Below are 23,735 nucleotides of genomic sequence, written 5' to 3' on the forward strand. Positions count from 1 at the left end.
CTAGAGCCTTTTCTCGCGGCGGGCGGTGTAAACAACGGCGGCAAAGCAGAGGGCCGCAGAGGCGATTATGAAATAGGTGGGTTGGGCCATGCAGCCCTCGGCGATGGCGGCTTGCTGGATGCCTGTGGCATCGGGCCAGATGAGGAAGCTGATAAAGAAGGACCAGAGCAGCGCCACCAGAGCTGTGCCCATGGCATGACGGAAGAGAACCGCCACGGCGAGCGCGCCCAGAAGGAACAAGGGCACTGGCGCAAGAAACAGCGCAACGGCCTCGCTTGTGAGCGTGGCCGGGGCGCCATTCCAATTCGGGCGGAGCGTGTCACAGGCTTCGGCCAGCGCGGGGCTGGCGAGGACAGAGAGCGTAAGGCCGAGGCCCAACTTTTGGCTCAGTCTTCTTCGAACGGGTCCCATTCTTCCTCCACTTCTGGCAGGGCTTCGGAAAGAGCGTCGGTGGCGATATCGGCTTCGCTGCGGATGCTGACGATTTTGGCCGTCGGGAAGGCTTCAAACACGGCAGAGACCAGCGGATGCGCGCGGGCCTCTTCCTCGCGGGCGCGCGCGCCGGCGGTGCGGCGCTCTTGGATGGTGTCGGCACCGTCTTCATTGACCAGCGTGATGGCCCAGCGGTTGCCTGTCCAGCCTTGCAGGCGCGCGCCGAGGCGGTTGGCCAGATCGGACGGTGCTTTGGGGCTGGGCTCAAACGTGATGCGGCCCGGCTGGTAGGCGACGAGGCGCACACCGGCCTCGACATCCATTAAGAGCTTGCCATCGCGGTTGGCGCGGATCAGCTCGACGACATGGTCAAACGTGGGGTAGCGCGAGAGCGCTTCCAGCGGGTTTTGCGCCAGCGCCGTTGCTCCGCCAGCGGAGCCTGTGCCGCCCGCGCGGGCCACGGCCTGTGCGCCCTGGCTCATGGATGTGCCTGTGCCGCCGCCGCCTGTGGGCGGACCGTTTGGAGGCGGCGTGGCATCGGCGAGCTTTTTCACCAGCTCGTCCGGCGTGGGCAGATCGGCCACATGGGTCATGCGGATGATTGCCATTTCGGCGGCCATCATGGTGTTGGGGGCGTGGGCGACCTCTTCGAGCGACTTGAGAAGCATCTGCCACATGCGGGCCAGAACGCGCAGGCCGAGGCCCTCGGCGTAGCCTTGGCCGCGGGCGCGCTCGTCGGGGCCGATGGTAGGATCATTGGCGGCGTCTGGCGTGATTTTGACCACGCTGACCCAATGGGTCAGCTCGGCAAGGTCGCGCAGAACGGCCATCGGATCAGCCCCGTCGGCATATTGTGCGGAGAGCTCGGTGAGCGCGCCTGCGGCGTCGCCCTTCATGACCATTTCAAAGAGGTCCATGACCCTGCCTCTGTCGGCCAAGCCCAGCATGGCGCGCACTTGTTCGGCGGTTGTTTCGCCTGCGCCGTGGCTGATGGCCTGATCGAGCAGGGAGGTGGCATCGCGCGCAGAGCCTTCGGCGGCGCGGGTGATGAGCGCGAGGGCGTCCTCGGCGATTTCGGCTTGTTCAGAGTCGGCAATGCGGCGCAGCATTGCGATCATGTCTTCCGGCTCGATGCGGCGCAGATCAAAGCGCTGGCAGCGGGAGAGCACGGTGACGGGAACCTTGCGGATTTCGGTGGTGGCGAAGATGAACTTCACATGCGCCGGCGGCTCTTCCAGTGTTTTCAACAGCGCGTTGAACGCGTTGTTGGAGAGCATGTGCACCTCGTCGATGATATAGATTTTATAGCGCGCAGAGGCGGCGCGGTAGGCGACGGAGTCGATGATTTCGCGGATGTCATTCACGCCTGTGCGGGAGGCGGCGTCCATTTCCATCACGTCGACATGGCGGCCTTCCATGATCGCCACGCAATGCTCGCAGACACCGCAAGGCTCGGTTGTGGGTGTGCCAGTGCCGTCGGGGCCGATGCAGTTCATGCCCTTGGCGATGATGCGCGCGGTCGTGGTTTTGCCGGTGCCGCGAATACCTGTCATGATGAAGGCCTGCGCGATACGGTCGGCGGCGAAGGCATTTTTGAGCGTGCGCACCATTGCCTCCTGGCCGACGAGGTCGGCGAAGGTTTCGGGGCGGTATTTGCGCGCCAGAACCTGATAGGCTTTGTTTTCGGTATCGCTCATTTTGTGCCTTCTTGGATTCGAAGCTCTGCAAGGGTAACTGCCCCTGACGGGGAGGTCTAGCGGTTGCGCGCATGAAAGCGCGGGGGCACCGTGATTCAGGCTGGCTTTACGAACTGGCTTCACGGGTTGGCTTCACGGGGCGGGGCAATTGCGGCTAGTCTTGCATGACAGGGGTTTGCGTGGAGGCGGCAGATGAAAAAGTTGCACTTTAGCAAGGTGCCAGCGGGGCAAGGGGCGCTGGTGATTGCGTCCTTGCCGGGGCGTGGCGGCGATGTGGCCGGTGATCTTGCCCAGTTTGCCGCGCTCTCACCAGACCTTGTTGTGACCATGGTGACAGACGCGGAGCTTGCTGTGGTGGGGCTGTCGGACATGGGGAACGCTGTGGCCACCATGCAGAGCCGCTGGGTGCACATGCCCGTGCAGGACTACGGCACGCCCGCTGCAGAGCAGGCCGCCGACTGGACCCGTATCTGCGCTGAGGCCTGCGACATATTGCAGACGGGCGGCTGTGTTATCGTGCATTGCAAGGGCGGATGCGGCCGCTCGGGGATGGCGGTGTTGCGGCTGATGATCGCGCTCGGCGAAGCGCCTGAGGCGGCGCTGGCGCGGCTGCGCGCGCAAAGGCCCTGTGCGGTGGAAACCCAAGAGCAGATGCGCTGGGCGCTGGAAGGGTAAGACTGCGCGATGATTCGTGCCTGTGACCTTGCTGGCGGCCTTTGCTGGCGGCGTTGGGTGGTTTGGGGCTGTGGGGGCAGGCTGGGCGCCGGATTGGGAGGGCCCGAGGGCCTTGATTATAGATCATGAGGCGGTATCAGGGCCGGTTTTGGTAAACAAACATTACCAATCGCCAGAATTTTTCATTGTATTCCAGTTCGACTTGCTTAGTAATTGTCACTGGAGGGGACCCGGCGCAGACTGGGGCTGTTCAATAATATAACCATATCGAACGTGGAGGATGAATATGGATCGTCGTAAATTTCTAAAAGGCGCTGCAATCGGCGCAGGGGCATCGGCACTGGCCGCGCCCGCGCTGGCCCAAGGTGGCAAGCAGCTTACCATCGTTTCAACGTGGCCACGGGATTTCCCCGGTCTTGGAACCTCGGCTCAGCGCCTTGCTGAGCGTATCGCCACACTCGGTGATGGTGCTTTCAATGTAGAATATTTCGCCGCCGGCGAGCGCGTGGGCGCGTTTGACAGCTTTGACGAAGTGTCTTCGGGCAACAGCCAAGCTTATATCGCTGCGGACTACTACTGGACCGGCAAGCACCCGGGTTTTGCCTATTTCACATCGGTGCCGTTTGGCATGAGCACGCCTGAGTGGAACGCCTGGATCAAGTTTGGTGGTGGCCAGGACCTTTGGGACGAGCTGTCAGGCCAGTATGGCCTCAAGGCGCTTGCCTGCGGTTCAACCGGGACACAAGCCGGTGGCTGGTTCAACAAAGAGATGGAAAGCCCCGATGACTTCAAGGGCCTGAAGATGCGTATGCCGGGCCTTGGTGGTCAGGTGTTGACGAAGCTCGGGTCGTCCACAGTCTCGCTTCCCGGCAGCCAGATCTATGAAAACCTCGTGTCCGGTTCTATTGAAGCGACTGAGTGGGTTGGTCCGTATAACGACTATTTCATGAAGTTCTATGAGGCGGCGCAGTATTACTACACTGGCGGTATGCACGAGCCAGGCGGCGGTCTTGCCTTTGGGATGAACCGTGCGTTCTATGACGGCCTCAGCGACTTTGAGCGCGCCGTGATCGAAGCTGCCTGTAACGAAGAGCACGCGGCCTCACACGAGGAAGCGATCGCCAAGAACGGTGAGTTCCTCACAACCCTGGTCAACGACCACGGTGTGAAAGTGCGCGCCTTCAACGACGATATCTGGGATGCCTTTGGTGAGGGCGCGGCGGAAGTGTTTGAAGACACGCGGGCGCACTCTGAGCTGGCGGCACGGATTGATGACAGCTTCCAGGCGAAGCTGCGCGAGTATGGCACATTCATGGCCAACTTCGAGGGCACCTTCATCAACCAGCGTAACCGTGTGCTTGGCATCATCTAAGCGCAGAAAAGCGAAAGCTGAGCGGGGCCTTCTGGCCCCGCTCTTTTAATACCATGAAGGTTTTTCACGGCTTGCCGTGCTTCGGGCGAAATGCCCTTGAGGCCAAGGCCGTTCTGGGGAGGCACACGATCTTATGGCTTACACTGCTGATATTTCACGCACAGGCGGCGCGCCTGCGCCTCTTGCACGAAGCTTCGGGTGGGGAATGCTCGGGTTTCTGGCGGCCTTCCTGATCAATAATATTCTCAACATCGGCTGGGGTGTTCCGAACCTTGCAGATGTGTTTTCAGGCACGTCAGGGGCCGATATCTGGATGCCGTTGCTGATCTGCCTGCTGGGTGTTGGCGCGGGTGTGGGCTATGTGTTGCGCACGCCAGAGCAGAGCCTGCGGTGGGATGCGATGACGGTTCACGGGTTTAACGCCTATTTGATCCGCGCCTGCTTCTGGATTGTGCTGCTGACCGGTTTTGTCGATGCAGGGATTGCCGTGGCGCGGGTTGAGGGGCTTTTCAACGCCTTTCTGAGTGAGGACATGGTGGTGAATATCGGCCGATCCCAATTCCTTGGGCCCAATGTCCATGTGCCGTTGATGATCCTTGGTGCGCTGATCGCCGTTTGGCACCGCGGGCTGGCCTTTCACTGGCTGGCGCTGCTGATTGTCGGGGCAGAGCTGGCGATTGTGATTTCGCGGTTTGTGTTCTCTTATGAGCAGGCGATGATGGGCGATCTTGTGCGCTACTGGTATGCGGCCCTCTTTCTGTTCGCCAGCGCTTACACACTGTTTGACGATGGCCATGTGCGGGTAGACGTGTTCTATGCCGGCTTCGGGCGGACAAAAAAGGGGTTTGTCAACGCCTTCGGGTCGATCTTTCTGGGCATGGCGAGCATGTGGGTGATTATCTGGATCGGGCTTGGCAGCAAGACCTCCATTATCAATTCGCCGGTGATGAACTTTGAGATCACCCAGTCAGGCCCGACAGGCATGTATATCAAATACCAGATGGCGGCTTTCCTCGGGATTTTTGCCATCACAATGCTCATCCAGTTTGTGAGCTATTTCTTTGAATCGGTGGCTGACAAGCGCGACGAGCCGGGGCACCGCACCGTCACACCAACAGGCCACTGAGGAGCGACACCTATGGAACTATTCTTTCTTGCCGTTCTGGTTATCACAATGGCCGGCGCTCTTGGCTCCGGCTTTCCCGTGGCCTTTGCTCTGCCGGGGGCTGCGATTATCACCATCGCACTGGCGGGCATCACGGGGCTGCTTTTTGCAGGGGACAGCGCTGCCTATTTCCATTCGGGCGGGCCGCAGCAGTGGCTTTCGGCCGGGGTTACCAACCTCAGAGGTGTGTTTTGGGAGGTGGAACGCGATACGCTGATTGCGATTCCGCTGTTTATTTTCATGGGGATCATGCTCCAGCGCTCAAAGATTGCCGAAGACCTCTTGGTGACGATGGCCCAGCTTTTTGGCCCGGTGCCGGGCGGGCTTGGTATTTCGGTGGTTTTCGTGGGGGCCTTGCTTGCGGCGACCACGGGGATTGTGGGTGCAACGGTTGTGGCCATGGGCCTGATCAGCCTGCCTGCGATGTTGCGCAACAATTATTCGCCGTCGCTCGCCACAGGCACGATTGCGGCCTCGGGCACCCTTGGGCAGATCATTCCGCCTTCGATTGTTCTGATCATTCTGGCCGACCAGCTTGCCAGCGCCACAGACCAAGCCAGCACCGCGCGCAAGGCGCTGCACAAAGCCTCCACGGGCGAGCTGTCCATGCCGTCGAATTTTGATGTCTCTTCCACATCTGCTGGCGAGATGTTTCTGGGGGCTTTCGTGCCCGGTATCCTGCTGGTTCTGATTTATATGGCCTATATCCTGATCTATGCTTTCCTGAAGCCGTCGGCGGCGCCAGCCGTGAAGGTGGAAGGCAGCTTTGACCGGGCTTTCTGGGGCACGGTGGCCCTGACACTCATTCCGCCACTGACGCTGATTTTCCTGGTGCTCGGTTCGATCATCACGGGTGTGGCAACTGTGAACCAGGCCGGCGCGATCGGCGCGGCCGGGGCCATGGTGATGGCCGGTTACCGGCTCTATGAAGGGCCCCACAAGAGCCTGACATTTGTGCCAGCCATTTTGGCGCTTGCGGCGCTTGGGGCTTTGGCCTTTGTGATCAGCAACTTTGAAATGAATCTCAAGTCAATTGACACCGCGACGGACCAGCTGGGCATTACCCTTGGAATTATTGCCTCGGCTGTGCTGGTGTTTGCGGTGGCCTGGAGCGGCTGGCGGGTGTTTCGCACCCAGGAGACTCTGGACGGGGTGATGATGGAAACTGCGAAGACAACATCGCTGGTCTTTATCATTCTGCTGGGGGCGGCCATGCTGACATCGGCCTTCCGTGCCTTTGGCGGCGAAGAGCTTGTGCGCGAATTCCTCAACTCGCTGCCTGGCGGCTTCTGGACCCAGTTCCTGATTGTCATGCTGGTGATCTTCGTTCTGGGCTTCTTCCTCGATTTCATCGAGATCGCGGTTGTGGTTGTGCCCATCGTGGCGCCGATCCTGCTGGCAGACCCGAGTGCGAACATCACCGCCGTATGGCTGGGGGTTATGATCGGTCTGAACATCCAGACGAGCTTCCTCACCCCGCCTTTCGGCTTTGCGCTGTTTTATTTGCGGGGTGTGGCGCCGGCCACCGTCAAGACCATGCAGATGTATAAGGGTGTGATTGCCTTCATCAGCCTTCAGCTTTTGGCTTTGGGGGTGGTGGGGCTCTATCCGCCCTTGGTCAACTACCTGCCAAACCGTGTGTCGTTCCTTTCTGAAAATGCGCCACCGCCGCGCAATCCCAAGTTGCAGTATTGCCTTGAGAGCTATGTTGGCGGCCAGATCGCAACGGAAGGTGCGGCGCTGGAACAGGTGATCGCGCGGGCGCAGGGGTTGGATCTATCGGTTCTGCCCAAGAGCATGGCCAAAGACCTGACAGCCGGTTTTGCGGCGGGGCCGGCGGCCCTTGCCAGCCTCAACGAGGCTTTTGCGGCGGAAGCTGCGGTGGAGGAGGCCTCTGTGGTTTATCGCCCCAAGCAGCTTTTGGTGCGTAAGCTTGAGAAAGATATTCGCAAGCTGGAAGAGGAGGCCGAGGAAATTCGGGTAACGACGAGCCGTATGCGAGATGAGGCGCAAGCCAAGCGCCGGGCCCGTCTGGAGAGCAAACGCGAGAGCCTTCTGGCCGAGGCTGAAACCCTCAAAGGCCAGATCCCTGCAACCTGGAAGCCAGTGCATGACACCTTTGCCAAGCTCACAACCAGCGAGCAGAAGGCCCGCACGATGTATCAGCGCAATGCGGATAAGTCGTGGGATGCGGCATCGGAAGTTTTGAGCGCGCTGAACGCGAACGCCGGTTTTGCGGCTCTGGAAGGGGCGCTCGGCGAGATGCGTGGCTATATCGAGACCGTGGCCGAGGGCGCAGGCGAGGCGGAGGCAACTGTCAAGTCTCTGGAAGACCGCTTCTCCGAAATTGACGGTGCGGGAGATGTCAAATCTGCGATTGGCAAAGCCCGCCGCGCGCTCAAGCCAAACCGGTTTGACCGCGAGAAGGCTCTTGCGGCTTTTGATGTGGCGCTTGAAGAATATGCCGATCAGAAAGCCTGGCGTGCGCAAGCCGAAGGGCTCAAGCCGGAGCTGCAAGCCTATCTTGAGGGCATTCGCAGCACATTGGGGCTGCGCAGCCAGCCCCGTTTGAGCCGCGAGGGCGCTTTGTTTATGGCCTCCTGTAGCGCGCAGCACCGGGATATTTCTCTGAACTTCTGATCAGAGCCATGTGCCAAAAAGACCGCCGCCTCCGAAAGACGAGGCGGCGGTTTTCTTTTGGGGGGTGCCCGGGTAAGACTTGGGCCAACACAGGGAGGGAGACATGGGCGTTTTGAGTGGGGTGCGTGTCTTGGAGGTGGAGGGGCTCGGACCCGCGCCCTTTGCCGCCATGATGCTGGCCGATATGGGCGCAGAGGTGATTGTTGTGCACCGCAAAGGGGGCAAGCCGGCACCGGGGATGCCGGAGCGCTCGATTTTGGACCGGGGCAAACGCTCGATTGAGCTTGACCTGAAAGAGGATGGCGATCGGGACATCTTTTTGAAGCTGGCGGCCCGTTCGGATGCGCTTATTGAAGGGTTTCGCCCCGGGGTGATGGAGCGGCTCGGGCTCGGGCCTGCGCCGTGCCATGCTGTGAACCCTGCGCTTGTTTTCGCACGGATGACCGGCTGGGGGCAAACCGGACCGCTCGCGCAGGCTGCGGGCCATGACCTCAATTACATCGCCATGTCGGGCGCGCTTTGGTATGCGAGCCCACCGGGGGCGGCCCCGATGACACCTGCGACGCTGGTGGGCGATATCGGCGGGGGGGCCTTGTATCTGGTGAGCGGACTTTTGGCGGGGCTCTTGCAGGCCCGCGCCACGGGGCAGGGCACGGTGGTTGACGCCGCGATTTATGATGGCTCTGCGCATATGATGAACCTGCTGATGGCGCTGCGCCAGAGCGGCGCAATGCCAGAGGCGCGCGGCGAAGGCCTGCTGGATGGCCCGCATTGGAGCCGCAGCTATGAATGCGCCTGCGGCGGGTATGTGTCTGTGCAATGCCTTGAACCGCAATTTTATGCACAGTTTCTCAAGATTTTGGCGCTCGATAAGGACCCGGCCTTTGCGGCGCAGTATGAGCGCGCGCAGTGGCCCGCGCTGACGGCGCGGTTGGCGCAGATTTTTATCAAGCAAACCCGTGACAGCTGGGCCAAGCGCTTTTTGGGCACGGATGCCTGTGTGGCGCCTGTGCTCTCGCCGGATGAGGCGGCGCGCCATGAGATGAATGCCGCGCGTGAGGTCTGGCGAGACGGTGCGCAGGGGCTGCAAGCCGCTCCGGCACCGCGGTTTGACGGGCAGACCGGCTGGGTGCCGCCGCGCCCGCCCGCACGCGGCGCAGACGGGCCGCAGATTTTGAAGGAGTTATCAGACCGCAAGGTGTGAAGATCGCATTTGCTTCGCAAATCCGACCCGGGGGGACGCTGTCCCCCCAAGGGACAAAGCCAGGCTTTGACCCTTTCCCCCCTGAGGTATTTTGAACCAGAAGAAGGCCAGGTTTGTGGAATTGACCGGTTTGGCCTGAGATATTGGTTGAGTTGTGGGAGAATTGGTAATATTCTTTTACCAATTGAGGAGAGTAGCCATGCAAATGCCCACGCCAAACCCAGCCACGCTGGCCAAGAAGGCCCGATTGACCGAGCGGCTGACGGCGGTATTGGGCCTTGATGGGGTGATTTCCGAAGAAATTGCGCTCAAGGCGTATGAGTGTGATGCGCTGACCGCCTATCGCTGCCCACCATTGCTGGCGATTTTGCCGCGCTCAACCCAAGAGGTGTCTGCGGCTTTGAAGATTTGCCATGAGATGAAGGTGCCTGTGGTGCCGCGCGGCTCGGGAACCTCGCTGGCGGGGGGGGCTATGCCGACGGCGGACAGTGTCATCCTCGGGGTGAGCCGTATGACGGCGGTTTTGGAAACGGATTATGCCGACCGTCTTATCCGCGTTCAATCCGGCCGCACCAATCTCTCGGTGACGGGCGCTGTTGAGGGGGAGGGGTTTTTCTATGCGCCGGACCCTTCAAGCCAGCTGGCCTGTGCGATTGCTGGCAATATTGCCATGAACTCGGGCGGGGCGCATTGCCTGAAATATGGGGTGACGACCAACAACTTGTTGGGGGTGACCTTGGTGATGATGGATGGAGAGATTGTGCAGATCGGGGGCGCGCATCTGGATGCGGGTGGGCTTGATTTGCTTGGTTTGATTTGTGGCAGCGAAGGGCAGCTGGGCATTGTGACCGAAGCCAGCCTGCGCATTCTGCACAAGCCGGAGGGGGCGCGGCCTGTGTTGATCGGGTTTGACAGCAACGAGGTTGCTGGCGCCTGTGTTTCAGACATCATTCGCGCGGGTATTCTGCCTGTGGCGATCGAGTTTATGGATCGGATGCTGATTGGCGTTTGTGAAGACTACTCCGGGGCAGGCTATCCGGAGTGTGAGGCGCTTCTGATCGTGGAGGTGGAGGGCAGCGAGGCCGAAATAGAGCACCAGCTCGGGCTTATTCACGAGATTGCCAGCCGCCACAGCCCTGTCGAATTTCGCAAGGCAAGAGATGCGCAGGAGGCGGGCCGTATCTGGGCGGGGCGCAAGGCGGCTTTCTCGGCGATCGGCAAGATCAGCGATTACATGTGTCTGGATGGAACCATTCCTGTGAGCAAGCTGCCTTTTGTGCTCAAGCGAATTGGCGAGCTGAGCCAGCACTATGGGCTGGCTGTTGGCAATGTCTTTCATGCCGGAGACGGCAATATGCACCCTTTGATTCTCTATGATGCGAACAAGCCCGGAGACCTGGAGACTTGTGAAGCGTTTGGCGCTGAAGTGCTGAAGCTCTGTGTCGAGGTCGGCGGCTGCCTGACGGGCGAGCACGGTGTGGGGATTGAGAAACGCGACTTGATGTTGGACCAGTTTGCGCCGGATGATCTGGAAATGCAGATGGCTGTGAAAGATGTCTTTGATCCCAAGTGGCTTCTGAACCCTGCCAAAGTTTTCCCGCTGGCCTCAAGCGAGGCGCGGCGGATTGCGGCGGAGTAGGGGGATGATCTTCAGCGTAGGGACGGAGGCCGAACTGGCCGAAGCGATTGCCGGACTAGAAGCGCCCGTGGTGTTGCGCGGCGGGGGCACGCGCCCTGTGGGGCGCAGTTGGGCGCAAGATGTTCTGGACCTGAGCGGGTTGAGTGGCGTGGTGGAGTATGAGCCCGGGGCGCTGACTCTTGTGGCGCAGGCCGGCACGACACTGGAGCAGATCGAGCAGCTGTTGGCCAAAGAAAACCAACGGTTGGCGTTTGAACCCATGGACCACCGGCGTGTGCTGGGCACAGCCGGTGCGCCGACGCTTGGCGGGTTGCTTGCCGCCAATGTGAGCGGGCCAAGGCGGATTGCTGTTGGGGCTTGCCGTGATTTTGCGCTTGGGCTGCGGTTTGTAGACGGGGCCGGGCGTGTTCTCAAGAACGGCGGGCGGGTCATGAAAAATGTGACCGGTTATGACCTTGTGAAGCTCATGGCCGGCTCCTGGGGCACGCTTGGGGCGATCAGCGAGGTGAGCCTCAAGGTGTTGCCTTGCCCTGAAACCGAGGTGACTTTGGCAGTGCATGTGCAGGATGCTGCGACGGCTGTTTTGGCGATGTCGGCGGCGTTGGGTGCACCCTACGAAGTGACCGGCGCGGCGCGCGGACCGACAGGAGGAGCGGTATATTTGCGCTTGGAGGGCTTTGCCCCTTCGGTGGCTTACCGTTTGTCAGAGCTTGAGGCCTTGATGAGCCGCTTTGGCGAACTCGAGCGGCTGGAGGCACCGGCCTCGCGGGATCTCTGGGTGCAATTGCGCGATCTTGTGGCCTTTGCACCTTTGCCCTGTGTCACAAGGGTGTCGCTGCGGCCTTCGCAGATGCCCGTATTTTTGCAAGCCGCAGAACGCGCAGGGCTCACCTTTGAGAGCCAGCTTGATTGGGGTGGCGGCCTGGCCTGGTTGGGCACACAAGACGCCGCAGTAGCTGATTTTGCGCAGGGTTTTTGCGCCGCGCAGGGCGGCCACGCCACGCGGATCAAGGTGTTGCCAGATGTGGCCGAGAGGGTATTTCAGCCCGAGCCAGAGCCGATTGCGCGTTTGACCGCCGGGTTGCGGGCGCGGTTTGACCCGAAGGGGGTTTTGAACCCCGGTTTGATGGTGTCCTGATGGGATATGTGGCCGCCTATCTCGCTGTTTTTCTGGGCGGACCTGCGCTGATGCTGGCATTGACACGACGCGGGGCGACGCGGCGCACGTTGCGCATGGGTGCGGGCGGTGTTGCGGCGCTGACCGTTGCGGCGCTGTTGGCTCAGGCCTCCTTTGGTCTCGTGGCATTGGCGATGCTTTGGCTGGCCTGGGTGGGCGCAGTGGCGCTGGGCGTTCGCATTGTGATGCGCCAGATTAGGACAAAACGGGGCGTTGCCCTCACAAAAGCGCTTGGCGCGATGGCCTGTGTGATCCCTTGGATCGGGCTGGCGGCAGCAGATTGGATGGCAGGCTGATGCAGACAAATTTCACCCCGGAGCAGCTCAAGGACTCAGGCACCGCCCGCGCCAACGAAATTCTGCGCAATTGTGTCCATTGTGGGTTTTGCACCGCGACCTGCCCCACCTATCAGGTGTTGGGCGATGAGCTGGACAGCCCGCGCGGGCGCATTTACCAGATCAAGGATATGATCGAGAATGCGCGGGTGCCCGACAAGAAGACGGTCCTGCATATCGACCGCTGCCTGAGCTGCCTTGCCTGCATGACGACCTGCCCAAGCGGGGTGCATTACATGCATTTGGTGGATCATGCGCGCGAGTATATCGAGAACCATTACAAGCGCCCTATGGGGGAGCGGGCGCTGCGCTGGATCCTTGCAAAGATTTTGCCCCATCCCATGCGGTTTCGTTTGGCCTTGCTGGGCGCAAAAATTGCCAAGCCGTTCAAGGCGTTGGTGCCGGATGCACGGTTGCGTGCGATGTTGGAGATGGCCCCCAAAGAGATCCCTCCGGTGAGCCGCAACGATGATCCGCAGGTCTTTGCGCCGCAGGGCGAGAAAAAGTTGCGCGTGGCGCTGATGACAGGCTGTGCGCAAAAGGCGCTCAACACCGACATCAATGATGCCACCATTCGCCTGTTGCGGCGCTTTGGCTGCGAGGTGGTGATCGCGCAGGGCGCAGGGTGTTGCGGCGCGCTCACCCATCATATGGGAAAGACCAAAGAGAGTCATGCCACGGCGGAAAAGAACATTGACGCCTGGACAACCGAGGTGGCCCAAGGCGGCCTTGACAGCATCGTGATCAACACCTCGGGCTGTGGCACGACGGTGAAAGACTACGGCCATATGTTTCGTGAGAGCGCAAAAGCCACCGAGGCGGCGCAGGTGGCAGACCTTGCACAGGACGTGAGCGAGCTTCTCATGCGCCTTGATCTGCCAAAAGCTGCGCCCAAGGGCTTGCGCGTGGCATATCATGCGGCCTGTAGCTTGCAGCATGGGCAACAAATCAAGACCTTTCCCAAAGATTTGCTCAAGCGGGTCGGGTTTGAGGTGGTGGAGCCAGCTGACAGCCATTTGTGCTGTGGCTCGGCGGGGACGTATAACCTGATGCAGCCCAAGATCTCCCAAGAGCTCAAGAGCCGCAAGGTTGAGACGCTGGAGGCCAAGAGCCCGGATGTGATCGCGGCGGGCAATATAGGGTGTATGATGCAGATTGGCGGCGCAACAGAGTTGCCGGTTGTGCACACGGTTGAATTGCTGGATTGGGCCACGGGCGGGCCCAAGCCGCGGGCGTTGCAAGAATAGCTGGCTTGGCCCTATTTTTGCCATATGGGCTGTGTAGCCAAAAGACCAACCAGAACAAGGGCCTTCAACGCTGATGCTGCGCGCGACTTTTCTTGCTGCTTTTGTGGCGCTGCTGGCGTCGCCGCTTGTGGGGCAAACTGCCAAGCTCAAGCGGCTTGATACGGGTGATGACACCCGCGGTTGGGAGGCTGTCGGCCGGTTGAACATCGAAGGCAAGGGCTTTTGCACGGGGGCGTTGATTGCGCCTGATCTGGTGCTGACCGCCGCGCATTGCCTTTATAATGCCAAGACAAAACTTCGGGTTGACCATGGGCAGATCGAGTTTCTGGCCGGGTGGCGTAATGGGCGCGCTTCGGCCTACCGGATGGTGCGGCGCGCCGTTGTGCATCCTGACTATAACTATGCCAGCTCGGTGACAGCGGAGCGCGTGCGCAACGATGTGGCGCTGCTTGAACTGGCTCAACCCATTCGCAACACACAGATATTGCCCTTTGCCACCGACGCCCGCCCCGCCAAGGGCGACAAGATTGGCGTGGTGTCTTATGCGCTGGAACGCTCCGAAGCGCCGAGTTTGCAAGAGGTCTGCGGGGTTCTGGCCCGTCAGCAGGGGTTGCTGGTCACATCATGCAGCGCTGATTTTGGCTCCTCCGGCGCCCCGATTTTCAGCTTTCGAGATGGCACCCCTCGGATTGTGTCGGTGATTTCGGCCAAGGCGGAGGTCGAGGGTGTGCCGGTGTCTTTAGGGACCCAGCTGGAAACGCCCTTGGCGCTCTTGCGGGCGGCTCTTGCTGCGCAACGGGGCGTTTTTGCAGGCGGAGGGGCTCTGAAAAGCCGGGTGGTTGTGGGCCAAAAGCAGCCTGATACGGGCGCAAAATTCATCAAGAACTGAGTGCGTCTGCGCCTCTTGAAACCCGAAAACGACCTCCCCATCTTTTATAAGCGGGGTGCCTGATGATGGGCCCCGTTCTCAAGTGGTCTGTCCCGGTGTGGAAGGCCGAAACTCTGGAATCGCTCAAAGGAGGATACCCTATGCGTAATTTTGATTTGACCCCGCTTTACCGCGCCACTGTCGGATTTGACCAGATAGCCGATATGCTGGAGCGCAGCCTGGCGCATGATGTCGGGCAAGCCAGCTACCCGCCCTACAACATCGAGAAGACGGCGGATGACGCCTACCGCATTTCTATTGCCGTGGCAGGGTTTGCCGAGGCAGATCTGACTGTTGAGGTGAAAGACCATGCGCTTGTTGTTTCGGCCCGCAAGGCCGAAGAGGAAACCGAGCGCAGCTTTCTGCACCGGGGTATTGCGACCCGCGCGTTTGAGCGCCGCTTCCAGCTGGCGCAGCATGTGCGGGTTGTGGGCGCGAGCCATGCCGATGGTATGCTGCATATTGATCTCACCCGCGAAGTGCCCGAGGCCCTGAAGCCACGCCGTATCGAAATTGCCTCAGCGCCTGTCAGCGAGGCCGATGTGGTGGATGCCAAAGCCGTCAATTAAGCGACTCTTAGAGAAAGGGCGCTGGTTTTTGTGCCAGCGCCCTTTTTTGTGAGCTTCACACGCTCATGCAGATGTATTTCATTTCGAGGTAATCCTCGATGCCATGGTGGCTGCCCTCGCGGCCAAGGCCGGACTGTTTGACACCGCCGAAGGGGGCCATCTCTGTGGAGATGATACCCGTGTTAACCCCGACAATGCCGTATTCCAACGCCTCGGCGACTTTGTAGACGCGGCTGAGATCCTTGGCATAAAAATAGCTTGCGAGGCCGAAGATCGTATCATTGGCCATATTGATAACCTCGTCTTCATCCTCAAACTTGAAGAGCGGGGCCATGGGGCCGAAGGTCTCGTCTTGGGCGACCTGCATCTCTTGCGTCGCGCCGGTGAGGATCGTGGGCTGAAAGAAGGAGCCGCCCAGATTGTGCTGCGCGCCGCCGAACACGACTTCTGCGCCTTTGGCGAGCGCATCGTCGATATGGCTGCGGACTTTTTCAACGGCCTTCTGGTTGATCAGCGGGCCAAAGACTGTGCCTTCTTCCAGCCCGTCACCCACTTTCATATCTTTGAGTTTGGCGGCGAGTTTTTCGGCGAAGGCGTCATAGACGCCGGCTTGCACATAGATGCGGTTGGCGCAAACACAGGTCTGGCCGTTGTTGCGGAATTTGCACATGATTGCGCCGTCAACCGCGGCGTCCAGATCGGCATCATCAAAGACAATGAACGGCGCGTTGCCGCCCAGCTCCATGGAGCATTTCATCACCTGATCCGCCGCCTGGCGCAACAGGATGCGGCCCACGGCTGTGGAGCCGGTGAAGGTGAGCTTGCGCACGGTCGGATTTTCACAGAATTCCTTGCCGGTGGACGAGGCATCCGATGTTGTGACGATATTGAGCACACCGGCGGGGATACCGGCGCGCTCGGCCAGAACGCCAAGAGCGAGGGCAGAGAGCGGTGTCAGATCGGCGGGGCGCGCCACCATGGCGCAGCCAGCGGCGAGCGCGGGCGCGGCCTTGCGGGTGATCATCGCATTGGGGAAGTTCCATGGCGTGATCGAGGCGGCCACACCGATGGGCTGTTTGAGCACGGTGATGCGCTTGTCGCGCTGGTGGCCCGGAATCGTCTCGCCATAGATACGCTTGGCCTCTTCGGCAAAAAATTCGATGAAGGATGCCCCATAGGCGATTTCGCCTTTGGCTTCTGCCAAGGGTTTGCCCATTTCGGCAGTGAGGATCGTGGCGAGATCGTCGGTGTTTTCAACCATCAGGTCGAACCAGCGGCGCAGCACGGCGGCGCGCTCCTTGCCGGTCCATTTGGCCCAGTCTTTTTGCGCGGCTTCAGCAGCGGCAATGGCTTCGCTTACTTGGGCGCGGGTCAGGTCGGCCACCTGGGCAATCACATCGCCACGCGCGGGGTTTGTCACGTCAAAAGTGCCACTGCCATCAACCCATTGGCCGTTGATATAGGCTTTCGTGGCAAGCAGCGAAGGGTCGTTCAGAAGAGATTTGAGGTTGGTTGTCGTGTCGAGCATGATGGTCTCCCGCGATTATATCTCGCCAAGGGAAACCATTTGCGTTTAGCTTTGTCCAGATGATTTGATCAAATTGGAGGGAGCGATGGAGCTCGATGACGCCTATGCCAATGCGGTTTATATCCCTGAGGGTGAAAGCTATCCGCCGCGCTGGCAGGTGGAGGCGGCGGCCTTTCGCGAGGGTGTGCCGCGCGCAGAGCTGGACTTGGCTTATGGGCCAGCGCCGCGCCAGAGGCTTGATCTGTTTCGCCCTGAGGGCGCTGCGCGTGGGCTCATGGTTTTTGTGCATGGCGGCTTCTGGCGGATGCTCGATAAGAGCTATTGGTCGCATTTGGCGGCCGGGGCTGTGGCGAGGGGTTGGGCTGTGGCGTTGCCAAGTTATACGCTCTGTCCGCAGGCGCGTATTTCGGAGATCACCCGCGAGATAGCCACTGCGGTAAGCCATGCGGCGGGCGCTGTGGGTGGGCCGATCGCCTTGGCGGGGCATTCTGCCGGTGGACATCTTGTGGCGCGGATGTTGGCCAAGGGGATGTTGCCCGACGCAGTTGCGGCGCGGCTGTCTCATGTGATGCCGATCTCGCCGCTCTCGGACCTGCGCCCGCTGATGCGCACCTCGATGAACGCTGATTTCAAGCTTGATGCGGCCGAGGCTGTGGCGGAAAGCCCGATCTTCATGCAAGAGCGGTTGGACTGCCCCGTGACCGTTTGGGTGGGCGGCGCAGAGCGGCCCGCGTTCCTTGATCAAGCGCGCTGGCTAAGCGCGGCTTGGGGCTGCGCGCTTCTGGAAGATGCGGGCAAACATCATTTTGATGTGGTGGAGCCGCTGGTGGAGGCCGAGAGCGAGATGTTGGCATCTTTGCTCGCTTTTGCGGGCTGAATTTGACCCATATCATGGGCGGAAATTCTGATCTTGCTTATCCTTCAAAGGTGAAGGAGACCGCGCAGTTAGAAAGGAAACCCCATGGTTTTGCATGTTCAGTCTTGGTTCAAACTCAATCTCGAAGATGAAAAGGCGCGCGGCACGATTGTGCACACAACCGCGCAGGGCAAGACCCCAGAGGGACCGGTTGTGCTCGGGCCGGGGGAGCTCTTGGTGGGGGTAGAGCGCGAGGCTCCCAATGCCAATCCGGCGCGGGTGGGCTGGCTTCAGCTCAAGGCGGATGATGAGATCATGGCGAAGATTCGCGACTGGATTTTGCACTGTGGCTCTTTTCGCTCTGCGGATGTGGCGCTGGGAGACGGCGAGGTGCTTGTGAGCGTGCGCGACGAGGCTTGCTCGCACACCTCTCATGGGTTGCACTGCGGCTGTCACTGACCTGGCGCTTGGCCTTGAGCCTTCGGGCCTTAGCGGCTGCTCCAGCAGGGCAGCGGATCTTGCGCCATGGGCTGCGCGGCAAAAACTGCGCGGGCTATGGCGCGGGCCATGACGGTGGCGGCGGCGTGGCCCAGGTAGAGCGTGTCGGCGAGCGGATTGTGCAGCGACTTTGCGCCTGTCGCGGCGGCGAAGATGAGATCACCGTCCATGGGTGTGTGCGAGGGCACGAGCGCGCGGGCGTAGCCATCATGCGCCGCTGTGGCGAGGCGGGTGCATTGAGCCTGTGAGAGTGTGGCGTCGGTGGCAATGATCCCGATGGTCGTGTTGGCGTGGGCGGCGAGCTTGGTGGGTGGCATATGCGGCTCGGGAAACTGGCCGGGCAGGCCCAGGCCGCCAAACTCATCGTCTAGCTCAAAGGGCGCGGCCCAGAAGTGCTTGCTTGCGCCCACCGTGGCGGAGCCAAGCGCATTGACCGCCACGAGCGCGCCGACGGTATGGCCTGAGGGCAGCACAACGGACGCGGAGCCAAGCCCGCCCATCAGCGTGGCGGTGGTCGCCCCCGTGCCAGCGCCTCTGCGGCCCAGCTCAAATTCTTGGCCCGCGTTGGCCAAAGCCTCACGGCCGAGGCGCTTATAGGGGTTCTCAGCCCAGTCTTTGTTGCCACCATTGATGAGGTCAAACAGGATCGCGGCGGGCACGATGGGCACTCTCTGATCGCCCACGGCAAAGCCGCGCCCCGCTGCGCGCAGGGCATCGGCCACGCCAGAGGCGGCATCAAGCCCGAAGGCCGAGCCGCCTGACAGCACCAGCGCATCGACCTGCTCCACGGTTTTATCCGCAGCCAGAAGGTCTGTCTCCCGCGTGCCAGGCGCGCCGCCCATGACATGCACACCGGCCGTAAAGGGCGCATCGGCGAGCAAGACGGTGGCGCCTGTTTTGATATGCGCGTCAGACGCATTGCCCACCCGCAGGCCAGCAACATCGGTGATCAGATTGAGCGGGCCGGCTTGGGGCATGGGGGTGTCTCCTTGAGCGTGTCGATTTATCTTGCCAGATTGCGCGGAATCGGCAATGAGAAAGCACGCGAGGGCGGTGGCGCCGCCCGACAATACGCGCATATCATTCAGTCCTGAACGCCGGGACCTTTCTTGTGCTAAGGAGGGTCATTATGACTGCACGTCCGGAAATGTACCGTTTTCACAACGGTGAAAAAGCGCCGCTGCAATTTGCGGTGAGCGAATATGAAGCGCGCGTGGCCAAGCTGCGCAGCATCATGGCAGATATGGGGGTGGACGCCGCTGTCTTTACCTCCATGCACAACGTTTCTTATTACTCAGGCTTCACCTATTGCGCCTTTGGCCGGCCCTACGGGCTTGTTGTGACGGCGAGTGAATGTGTGACGATCTCAGCAGGCATTGATGCGGGCCAGCCTTGGCGGCGCTCGTTCTGTGACAACATCACTTACACCGACTGGCAGCGCGACAATTACTGGCGCGCGGTGATGTCTGTTTCGGGCGCGGGCAAGGTTGTTGGCTATGAGGGCGACCATATCAGCATGGTGCAGATGGCCAAGCTGAACGACTTCCTCAAGCCTGCAAAAACCGTAGACATTGCAGGCGCGACCATGGTGCAGCGGATGCACAAATCGGCTGACGAGCTTGTCATGATCCGCGCGGGTGCGGCTGTGGCGGATGTGGGGGGCTATGCCATTCGCGACGCTGTGAAAGAAGGCGCGCGCGAGATTGATGTGGCGATGGCCGGGCGCGATGCGATGGAGCTTGAGATTGCCAAGCGCTTTCCGGATGCCGAGTATCGCGACACATGGGTCTGGTTCCAGTCGGGGATCAACACTGACGGGGCGCACAACCCTGTGACAGCGCGTAAACTTGCGCGCGGCGACATCCTGAGCCTCAACACTTTCCCCATGATTTCAGGCTATTACACCGCTCTGGAGCGCACTATGTTTGTGGGCGAAGTGGATGCGGCGAGCCTGAAGATCTGGGAGGCCAATGTGGCGGCACACGAGCTGGGGATTTCCTTGCTGAAGCCCGGCGCGAGCTGTTCGGAAGTGACCCATAAGATCAACGCCTTCTTTGAGGAACACCAGCTTTTGCAGCACCGCACCTTTGGCTACGGGCACTCCTTTGGTGTGCTGAGCCACTACTATGGGCGCGAGGCGGGGTTGGAGCTGCGCGAGGATATCGACACGGTGCTGGAGCCGGGGATGGTGATCTCGATGGAGCCGATGTTGACGATTGCGGAAGGTGAGCCCGGAGCGGGTGGTTATCGGGAGCATGACATCCTGATTATCACCGAAGACGGCAACGAGAACATCACGGGCTATCCTTATGGTCCGGAGTTCAATGTGGTTGGCTAAGGCCTCGAATTTGCTTCGCAAATCCGACCCGGTGGGGGAGCGCTGCTCCCCCGATTCATAAGCCTGCGGGCTTATGAATCCCCCCCTCGGGATATTTGAGGCAAGAAAAAGGGCTTTTGCCCATAGGGTTTGGCCTGTTCGTTTTAGCCTGTGCGTTTTGGCTTGTGCGTTTTGGGCTGTTAACCTTTTCAAAAAGCCGCGATGTGGGGGGGTGATATGCGTGCACCCCCCGTGCACATTGCGTGCACCGCCCAAACCGCCCAAACCTTAACGCAAATTAACTTAAGGCAGCGTGCGCCGGGCCTTTTTCAGAGGCGGATGACATAGTCTTTTCGGGTGGTCTCGACCACTTCCCATGTGCCCGAAAAGCCGGGGCGGATGATGTAGCTGTCGCCCGCGGTGAGGCGGGTTTCTGCGCCGGTTTCATCGGTGAGAACAGAGACGCCTTCAAGGATGTGAAAATACTCCCACTCGTCATAAGCGATGTGCCATTTCCCCGGTGTGGACTGCCAGATACCTGCAAAGAGGGTGCCGTCTTCTTCGAGGTTCCAGGTTGTGAAGACCGGTTGTCCACTGATCAGTTTGGCCGGATCGGGCTGACTGGTTTCGGGGGGCGGGGTGGGGGTGAGCTTGAGGAGATTTGACATGGGATCCGTCTGTGTCAGGTGCCAAAGCGGGCGAGGGTTGTTTGCACGGCTTCCTGCACAACGCTGTTGATTTCAGCTTGAGAGAAACGGTCCTGGACGTTGAAAATTGCGCGTGTCCAAAGACGCACCCGGCAGAGTTCGGAAAATTGTTCGGCGATGAGTTTGGGATCGGCTTGGATCAGCTCGCCGCGGGCCATGGCGACGCTCAAGTATTCGGCCATGCGGCTATGGCCCATGGCGGGGCCACTTGCGTAGAAGGCTTGTCCGAGCGCTGGGAAGCGCGCCGCTTCTGCCACGCAGATGCGAAACATCTGCAAGGAAAAGTCAGACAGCAAAAAGCGGGTGAGGCTGTGGGCGGCGGTTGTGAGCGCGTCACGCGGGGGGGCGGAGAAATCAATCTGGGCCAGGGTTTTCTCGGCCATATGTTCACATTCGACCCGTGCGACCTCAAGAAACAGGGCGCGTTTGTCTGCAAAATAGCTGTAGAGCGTTGCTTTTGACACCCCTGCGGTGCGGGCGATCTCGTCAACCGAGGCCCCTTCAAAGCCGTCGCGCAGGAAAACGTCGCGTGCGCCGGCCAGCACCTCGCAGTATTTTCTCCCCTTGGGCGCGGGGCGGGACGGGGCCGTCTTGATGGCGGCAGCGTTGGGCATGGGAGTTCCTTTGGCGTTGTCTGAAAATAAACTGAACCGTTTAGTCAGGGCAAGGTTTTCCTTGAAACTTGCTGCGGTTCGGCTCTAAGTTAGAATTGTTCTAAAGTGGAGTGTGACATGCGATTTTTGCCACAACGCCGGCGGTTTTGGGAGTTGAGCGAGCAAGAGGTATTGGCCTTGGCGATTTCTTCGGAGGAGGATGACGCCCGGATTTATCGCAGCTATGCCGGCCAGTTGCGCACGGACTATCCGGACACAGCGCAGATTTTTGACGGGATGGCGCGCGAAGAAGATGGCCACCGAAAGGCTTTGATCGCGCTGCATCGCAAGCGGTTTGGCGAGGTGATTCCGCTCATTCGCCGCGAGCATGTGGCGGGCTATTACACGCGCCGCCCGGTTTGGTTGATTGAAAACCTCGGGATCGAGCGAATCCGGGAGGAAGCGGAGGCGATGGAGCGCGAGGCCGAGCGCTTTTATGTGCAGGCTGCCAAGCGCACGGGGGATGCCGACACGCGCAAGCTGTTGGGAGATCTGGCCGCCGCGGAGGCCGGCCACCAGACCCGCGCCGCAGAGCTGGCGCGCGCGCATTTGGATGCAGCGGCTCTGGAAACTGAAAACGCCCAATCCAAGCGCCAGTTTTTGCTGACCTGGGTGCAGCCTGGGTTGGCCGGGCTTATGGATGGCTCGGTGAGCACGCTTGCGCCCATTTTTGCCACCGCCTTTGCAACCCAAGACACTTGGACGACTTTTCTGGTGGGGCTGGCGGCCTCCGTGGGGGCCGGTATTTCCATGGGGTTCACGGAAGCGGCCAGTGATGACGGGGCGCTTTCGGGCCGTGGCAGCCCCTGGAAGCGTGGGCTGGCGAGCGGTGTGATGACAACGCTGGGCGGGCTGGGCCATGCCTTGCCTTATCTTATCACCGATTTCTGGACGGCGACGGCGCTGGCGATCGTGGTTGTGTTCATCGAGCTTTGGGCGATTGTCTGGATCCAGAACAAATTCATGGACACCCCGTTTTTCAGAGCGACTTTTCAGGTGGTCTTGGGGGGCGCGCTTGTTTTTGCGGCCGGGGTGATCATCGGCGGGGGATAAGGCCAAAGCTTGCAGCCTGTGAAACATGCCGCTAGTCATTGGTCATGATAGAGATATTCTTTGAGACGCTGCCCTTTTTTGCCATTATTGGCTTGGGCTATGGCGCGGGAAAAACAGGGTTTTTCAGTGAAGAGGCCACATCTTATATCACCAAGTTTGTGTTCTATTTTGCGCTTTCGGCCATGCTGTTTCGCTTTGCGGCGAACCTGAGTTTCTCGGAGCTGATCGACGGGCGCTTTATTGCGGCCTATCTCTGGGGCACCGGGTTTGTTTATGGGCTTGCCATGGCGGTGTCCTTTTATCTGGGGCGCTCTGTTGAGGAGGCCGCTGTGGAGGCGCAATGCGCGGCGATTGGCAATGTCGGCTTTCTGGGAATCCCGATGCTGGCCCTGTTGATGGGCGAGGCGGCGGTGAAGTCGATCATGCTGCTGCTGGCGATTGATTTGATTGTCTTTGGCTCGCTGATTGTCATTCTGGTCACGGGCGCGCGGGACGGGCGGATGAGCCTTGGCATTTTGAAGACCGTGGGTCTTGGATTGTTGAAGAACCCCATGATCGTGTCGATTGTGCTGGGGTTGCTTTGGTCGGCCAGCCGGGTGCCGCTGCCCGGGCCGATAAACCAGTTTGTGAGCATTTTGGGGGCCGCCGCAACGCCGGGCGCGCTGTTTGCGATCGGGGCGTCGCTGGCGTCAAAATCAGCGGAACGGATTATTGTTCCGAGTTGGTTGAGTTTTTGCAAATTGGTGCTGCACCCCCTGTTTGTGGCCATTGCGGCGATCTTCCTTTTCCCGGTTGATCCATATCCGGCGGCGGTGATGATTGCGGCGGCGTCACTGCCTGTGGCGGGAAATGTTTATATCCTGGCCCAGCATTACGGGGTTGCGCCACATCGGGTGTCTGCATCGATTCTGGTGTCAACGGCGGTGAGCATTGTCACGGTTTCGGTGGTGATTGCCTGGGTGACACAGATGTATTGAAGCCGCAGCCGGGGCGCTTGCGGGTTTTAAGCTTGAGTTGACGGTTTTGGGATATGCCCCGCAGGC

22 protein-coding genes are annotated in these 23,735 nt (G+C 60.3%); 16 read left to right on the forward strand and 6 right to left on the reverse strand.

Going from position 1 to position 23,735, the window contains the following annotated elements; all coding sequences use genetic code 11:
• Both Q0478_RS03880 and Q0478_RS03885 read right to left on the reverse strand, forming a co-directional pair.
• A complete protein-coding gene (locus Q0478_RS03880) occupies nucleotides 1-411 on the reverse strand; it encodes a hypothetical protein (protein WP_298676399.1) in 411 nt (136 codons plus the stop codon).
• The gene (locus Q0478_RS03885) at nucleotides 387-2,252 is read right to left on the reverse strand and encodes a DNA polymerase III subunit gamma/tau (RefSeq protein ID WP_298676401.1); all 1,866 of its coding nucleotides are present in this window, start codon (nucleotides 2,250-2,252) and stop codon (nucleotides 387-389) included. The genes Q0478_RS03880 and Q0478_RS03885 overlap by 25 nt, the downstream gene beginning before the upstream one ends.
• Nucleotides 2,253-2,321: 69 nt before the next feature.
• Here Q0478_RS03885 and Q0478_RS03890 point away from each other — a divergent pair, with 69 nt between their 5' ends.
• The 11 genes from Q0478_RS03890 (at nucleotide 2,322) to Q0478_RS03940 (ending at nucleotide 15,080) form a co-directional block, all read left to right on the forward strand.
• On the forward strand, nucleotides 2,322-2,804 hold the full coding sequence (locus tag Q0478_RS03890) for a protein-tyrosine phosphatase family protein (protein WP_298676402.1): 483 nt from the start codon (nucleotides 2,322-2,324) through the stop codon (nucleotides 2,802-2,804).
• Nucleotides 2,805-3,090: 286 nt separating this feature from the next.
• A complete protein-coding gene (locus Q0478_RS03895; RefSeq protein ID WP_298676403.1) occupies nucleotides 3,091-4,176 on the forward strand; it encodes a TRAP transporter substrate-binding protein in 1,086 nt (361 codons plus the stop codon).
• A gap of 133 nt (nucleotides 4,177-4,309) precedes the next feature.
• Entirely contained in the window at nucleotides 4,310-5,302 is a 993-nt protein-coding gene (locus tag Q0478_RS03900; protein WP_298676404.1) for a TRAP transporter small permease subunit, read from the forward strand.
• A gap of 12 nt (nucleotides 5,303-5,314) precedes the next feature.
• Nucleotides 5,315-7,981: a TRAP transporter large permease subunit gene (locus Q0478_RS03905; protein ID WP_298676406.1), complete on the forward strand. Its 2,667-nt coding sequence runs from the start codon at nucleotides 5,315-5,317 to the stop codon at nucleotides 7,979-7,981.
• A 103-nt stretch (nucleotides 7,982-8,084) separates the two neighbouring features.
• Nucleotides 8,085-9,185, forward strand: coding sequence for a CaiB/BaiF CoA-transferase family protein (locus Q0478_RS03910; protein WP_298676408.1), 1,101 nt, complete (start codon nucleotides 8,085-8,087; stop codon nucleotides 9,183-9,185).
• Between the two features lie 199 nt (nucleotides 9,186-9,384).
• A complete protein-coding gene (locus Q0478_RS03915) occupies nucleotides 9,385-10,824 on the forward strand; it encodes an FAD-linked oxidase C-terminal domain-containing protein (protein WP_298676410.1) in 1,440 nt (479 codons plus the stop codon).
• Nucleotides 10,825-10,828: 4 nt separating this feature from the next.
• A complete protein-coding gene (locus Q0478_RS03920) occupies nucleotides 10,829-11,962 on the forward strand; it encodes an FAD-binding protein (protein ID WP_298676412.1) in 1,134 nt (377 codons plus the stop codon).
• A complete protein-coding gene (locus tag Q0478_RS03925) occupies nucleotides 11,962-12,297 on the forward strand; it encodes a hypothetical protein (protein ID WP_298676414.1) in 336 nt (111 codons plus the stop codon). Before Q0478_RS03920 ends, Q0478_RS03925 begins: the two co-directional genes overlap by 1 nt.
• Complete coding sequence (gene glcF, locus Q0478_RS03930) at nucleotides 12,297-13,583, forward strand: glycolate oxidase subunit GlcF (RefSeq protein WP_298676416.1); 1,287 nt, start codon at nucleotides 12,297-12,299, stop codon at nucleotides 13,581-13,583. The genes Q0478_RS03925 and glcF overlap by 1 nt, the downstream gene beginning before the upstream one ends.
• Nucleotides 13,584-13,656: 73 nt before the next feature.
• A complete protein-coding gene (locus tag Q0478_RS03935) occupies nucleotides 13,657-14,472 on the forward strand; it encodes a trypsin-like serine protease (RefSeq protein ID WP_298676418.1) in 816 nt (271 codons plus the stop codon).
• A gap of 140 nt (nucleotides 14,473-14,612) precedes the next feature.
• Nucleotides 14,613-15,080, forward strand: a complete 468-nt coding sequence (locus Q0478_RS03940; RefSeq protein WP_298676420.1) for an Hsp20 family protein — start codon at nucleotides 14,613-14,615, stop codon at nucleotides 15,078-15,080.
• Between the two features lie 55 nt (nucleotides 15,081-15,135).
• Here Q0478_RS03940 and Q0478_RS03945 read toward each other — a convergent pair whose 3' ends face one another.
• Entirely contained in the window at nucleotides 15,136-16,608 is a 1,473-nt protein-coding gene (locus Q0478_RS03945) for an NAD-dependent succinate-semialdehyde dehydrogenase (RefSeq protein WP_298676422.1), read from the reverse strand.
• Between the two features lie 85 nt (nucleotides 16,609-16,693).
• On the opposite strand from Q0478_RS03945, the gene Q0478_RS03950 reads away from it, so the two are divergent.
• A complete protein-coding gene (locus Q0478_RS03950; RefSeq protein WP_298676424.1) occupies nucleotides 16,694-17,485 on the forward strand; it encodes an alpha/beta hydrolase in 792 nt (263 codons plus the stop codon).
• Between the two features lie 84 nt (nucleotides 17,486-17,569).
• Complete coding sequence (locus Q0478_RS03955) at nucleotides 17,570-17,923, forward strand: hypothetical protein (protein ID WP_298676426.1); 354 nt, start codon at nucleotides 17,570-17,572, stop codon at nucleotides 17,921-17,923.
• Nucleotides 17,924-17,952: 29 nt separating this feature from the next.
• On the opposite strand, the gene Q0478_RS03960 is transcribed toward Q0478_RS03955, so the two are convergent.
• On the reverse strand, nucleotides 17,953-18,939 hold the full coding sequence (locus tag Q0478_RS03960) for a P1 family peptidase (protein WP_298676428.1): 987 nt from the start codon (nucleotides 18,937-18,939) through the stop codon (nucleotides 17,953-17,955).
• A gap of 152 nt (nucleotides 18,940-19,091) precedes the next feature.
• Here Q0478_RS03960 and Q0478_RS03965 point away from each other — a divergent pair, with 152 nt between their 5' ends.
• On the forward strand, nucleotides 19,092-20,300 hold the full coding sequence (locus tag Q0478_RS03965; protein ID WP_298676430.1) for an aminopeptidase P family protein: 1,209 nt from the start codon (nucleotides 19,092-19,094) through the stop codon (nucleotides 20,298-20,300).
• A 308-nt stretch (nucleotides 20,301-20,608) separates the two neighbouring features.
• Here the strand turns inward: Q0478_RS03965 and Q0478_RS03970 are convergent, their stop codons facing one another.
• Nucleotides 20,609-20,947, reverse strand: coding sequence for a cupin domain-containing protein (locus Q0478_RS03970; RefSeq protein WP_298676432.1), 339 nt, complete (start codon nucleotides 20,945-20,947; stop codon nucleotides 20,609-20,611).
• Between the two features lie 14 nt (nucleotides 20,948-20,961).
• The gene (locus Q0478_RS03975) at nucleotides 20,962-21,600 is read right to left on the reverse strand and encodes a TetR/AcrR family transcriptional regulator (RefSeq protein WP_298676435.1); all 639 of its coding nucleotides are present in this window, start codon (nucleotides 21,598-21,600) and stop codon (nucleotides 20,962-20,964) included.
• A gap of 117 nt (nucleotides 21,601-21,717) precedes the next feature.
• Here Q0478_RS03975 and mbfA point away from each other — a divergent pair, with 117 nt between their 5' ends.
• Together mbfA and Q0478_RS03985 are read left to right on the forward strand one after the other, a co-directional pair.
• Nucleotides 21,718-22,692, forward strand: a complete 975-nt coding sequence (mbfA, locus tag Q0478_RS03980; RefSeq protein WP_298676437.1) for an iron exporter MbfA — start codon at nucleotides 21,718-21,720, stop codon at nucleotides 22,690-22,692.
• 44 nt (nucleotides 22,693-22,736) lie between these two features.
• Nucleotides 22,737-23,669, forward strand: a complete 933-nt coding sequence (locus Q0478_RS03985) for an AEC family transporter (RefSeq protein WP_298676439.1) — start codon at nucleotides 22,737-22,739, stop codon at nucleotides 23,667-23,669.
• The last annotated feature ends 66 nt before the right edge of the window (nucleotides 23,670-23,735 follow it).

Source organism: uncultured Lentibacter sp. (assembly GCF_937123735.1).
Taxonomy (GTDB): Bacteria; Pseudomonadota; Alphaproteobacteria; order Rhodobacterales; family Rhodobacteraceae; genus Lentibacter.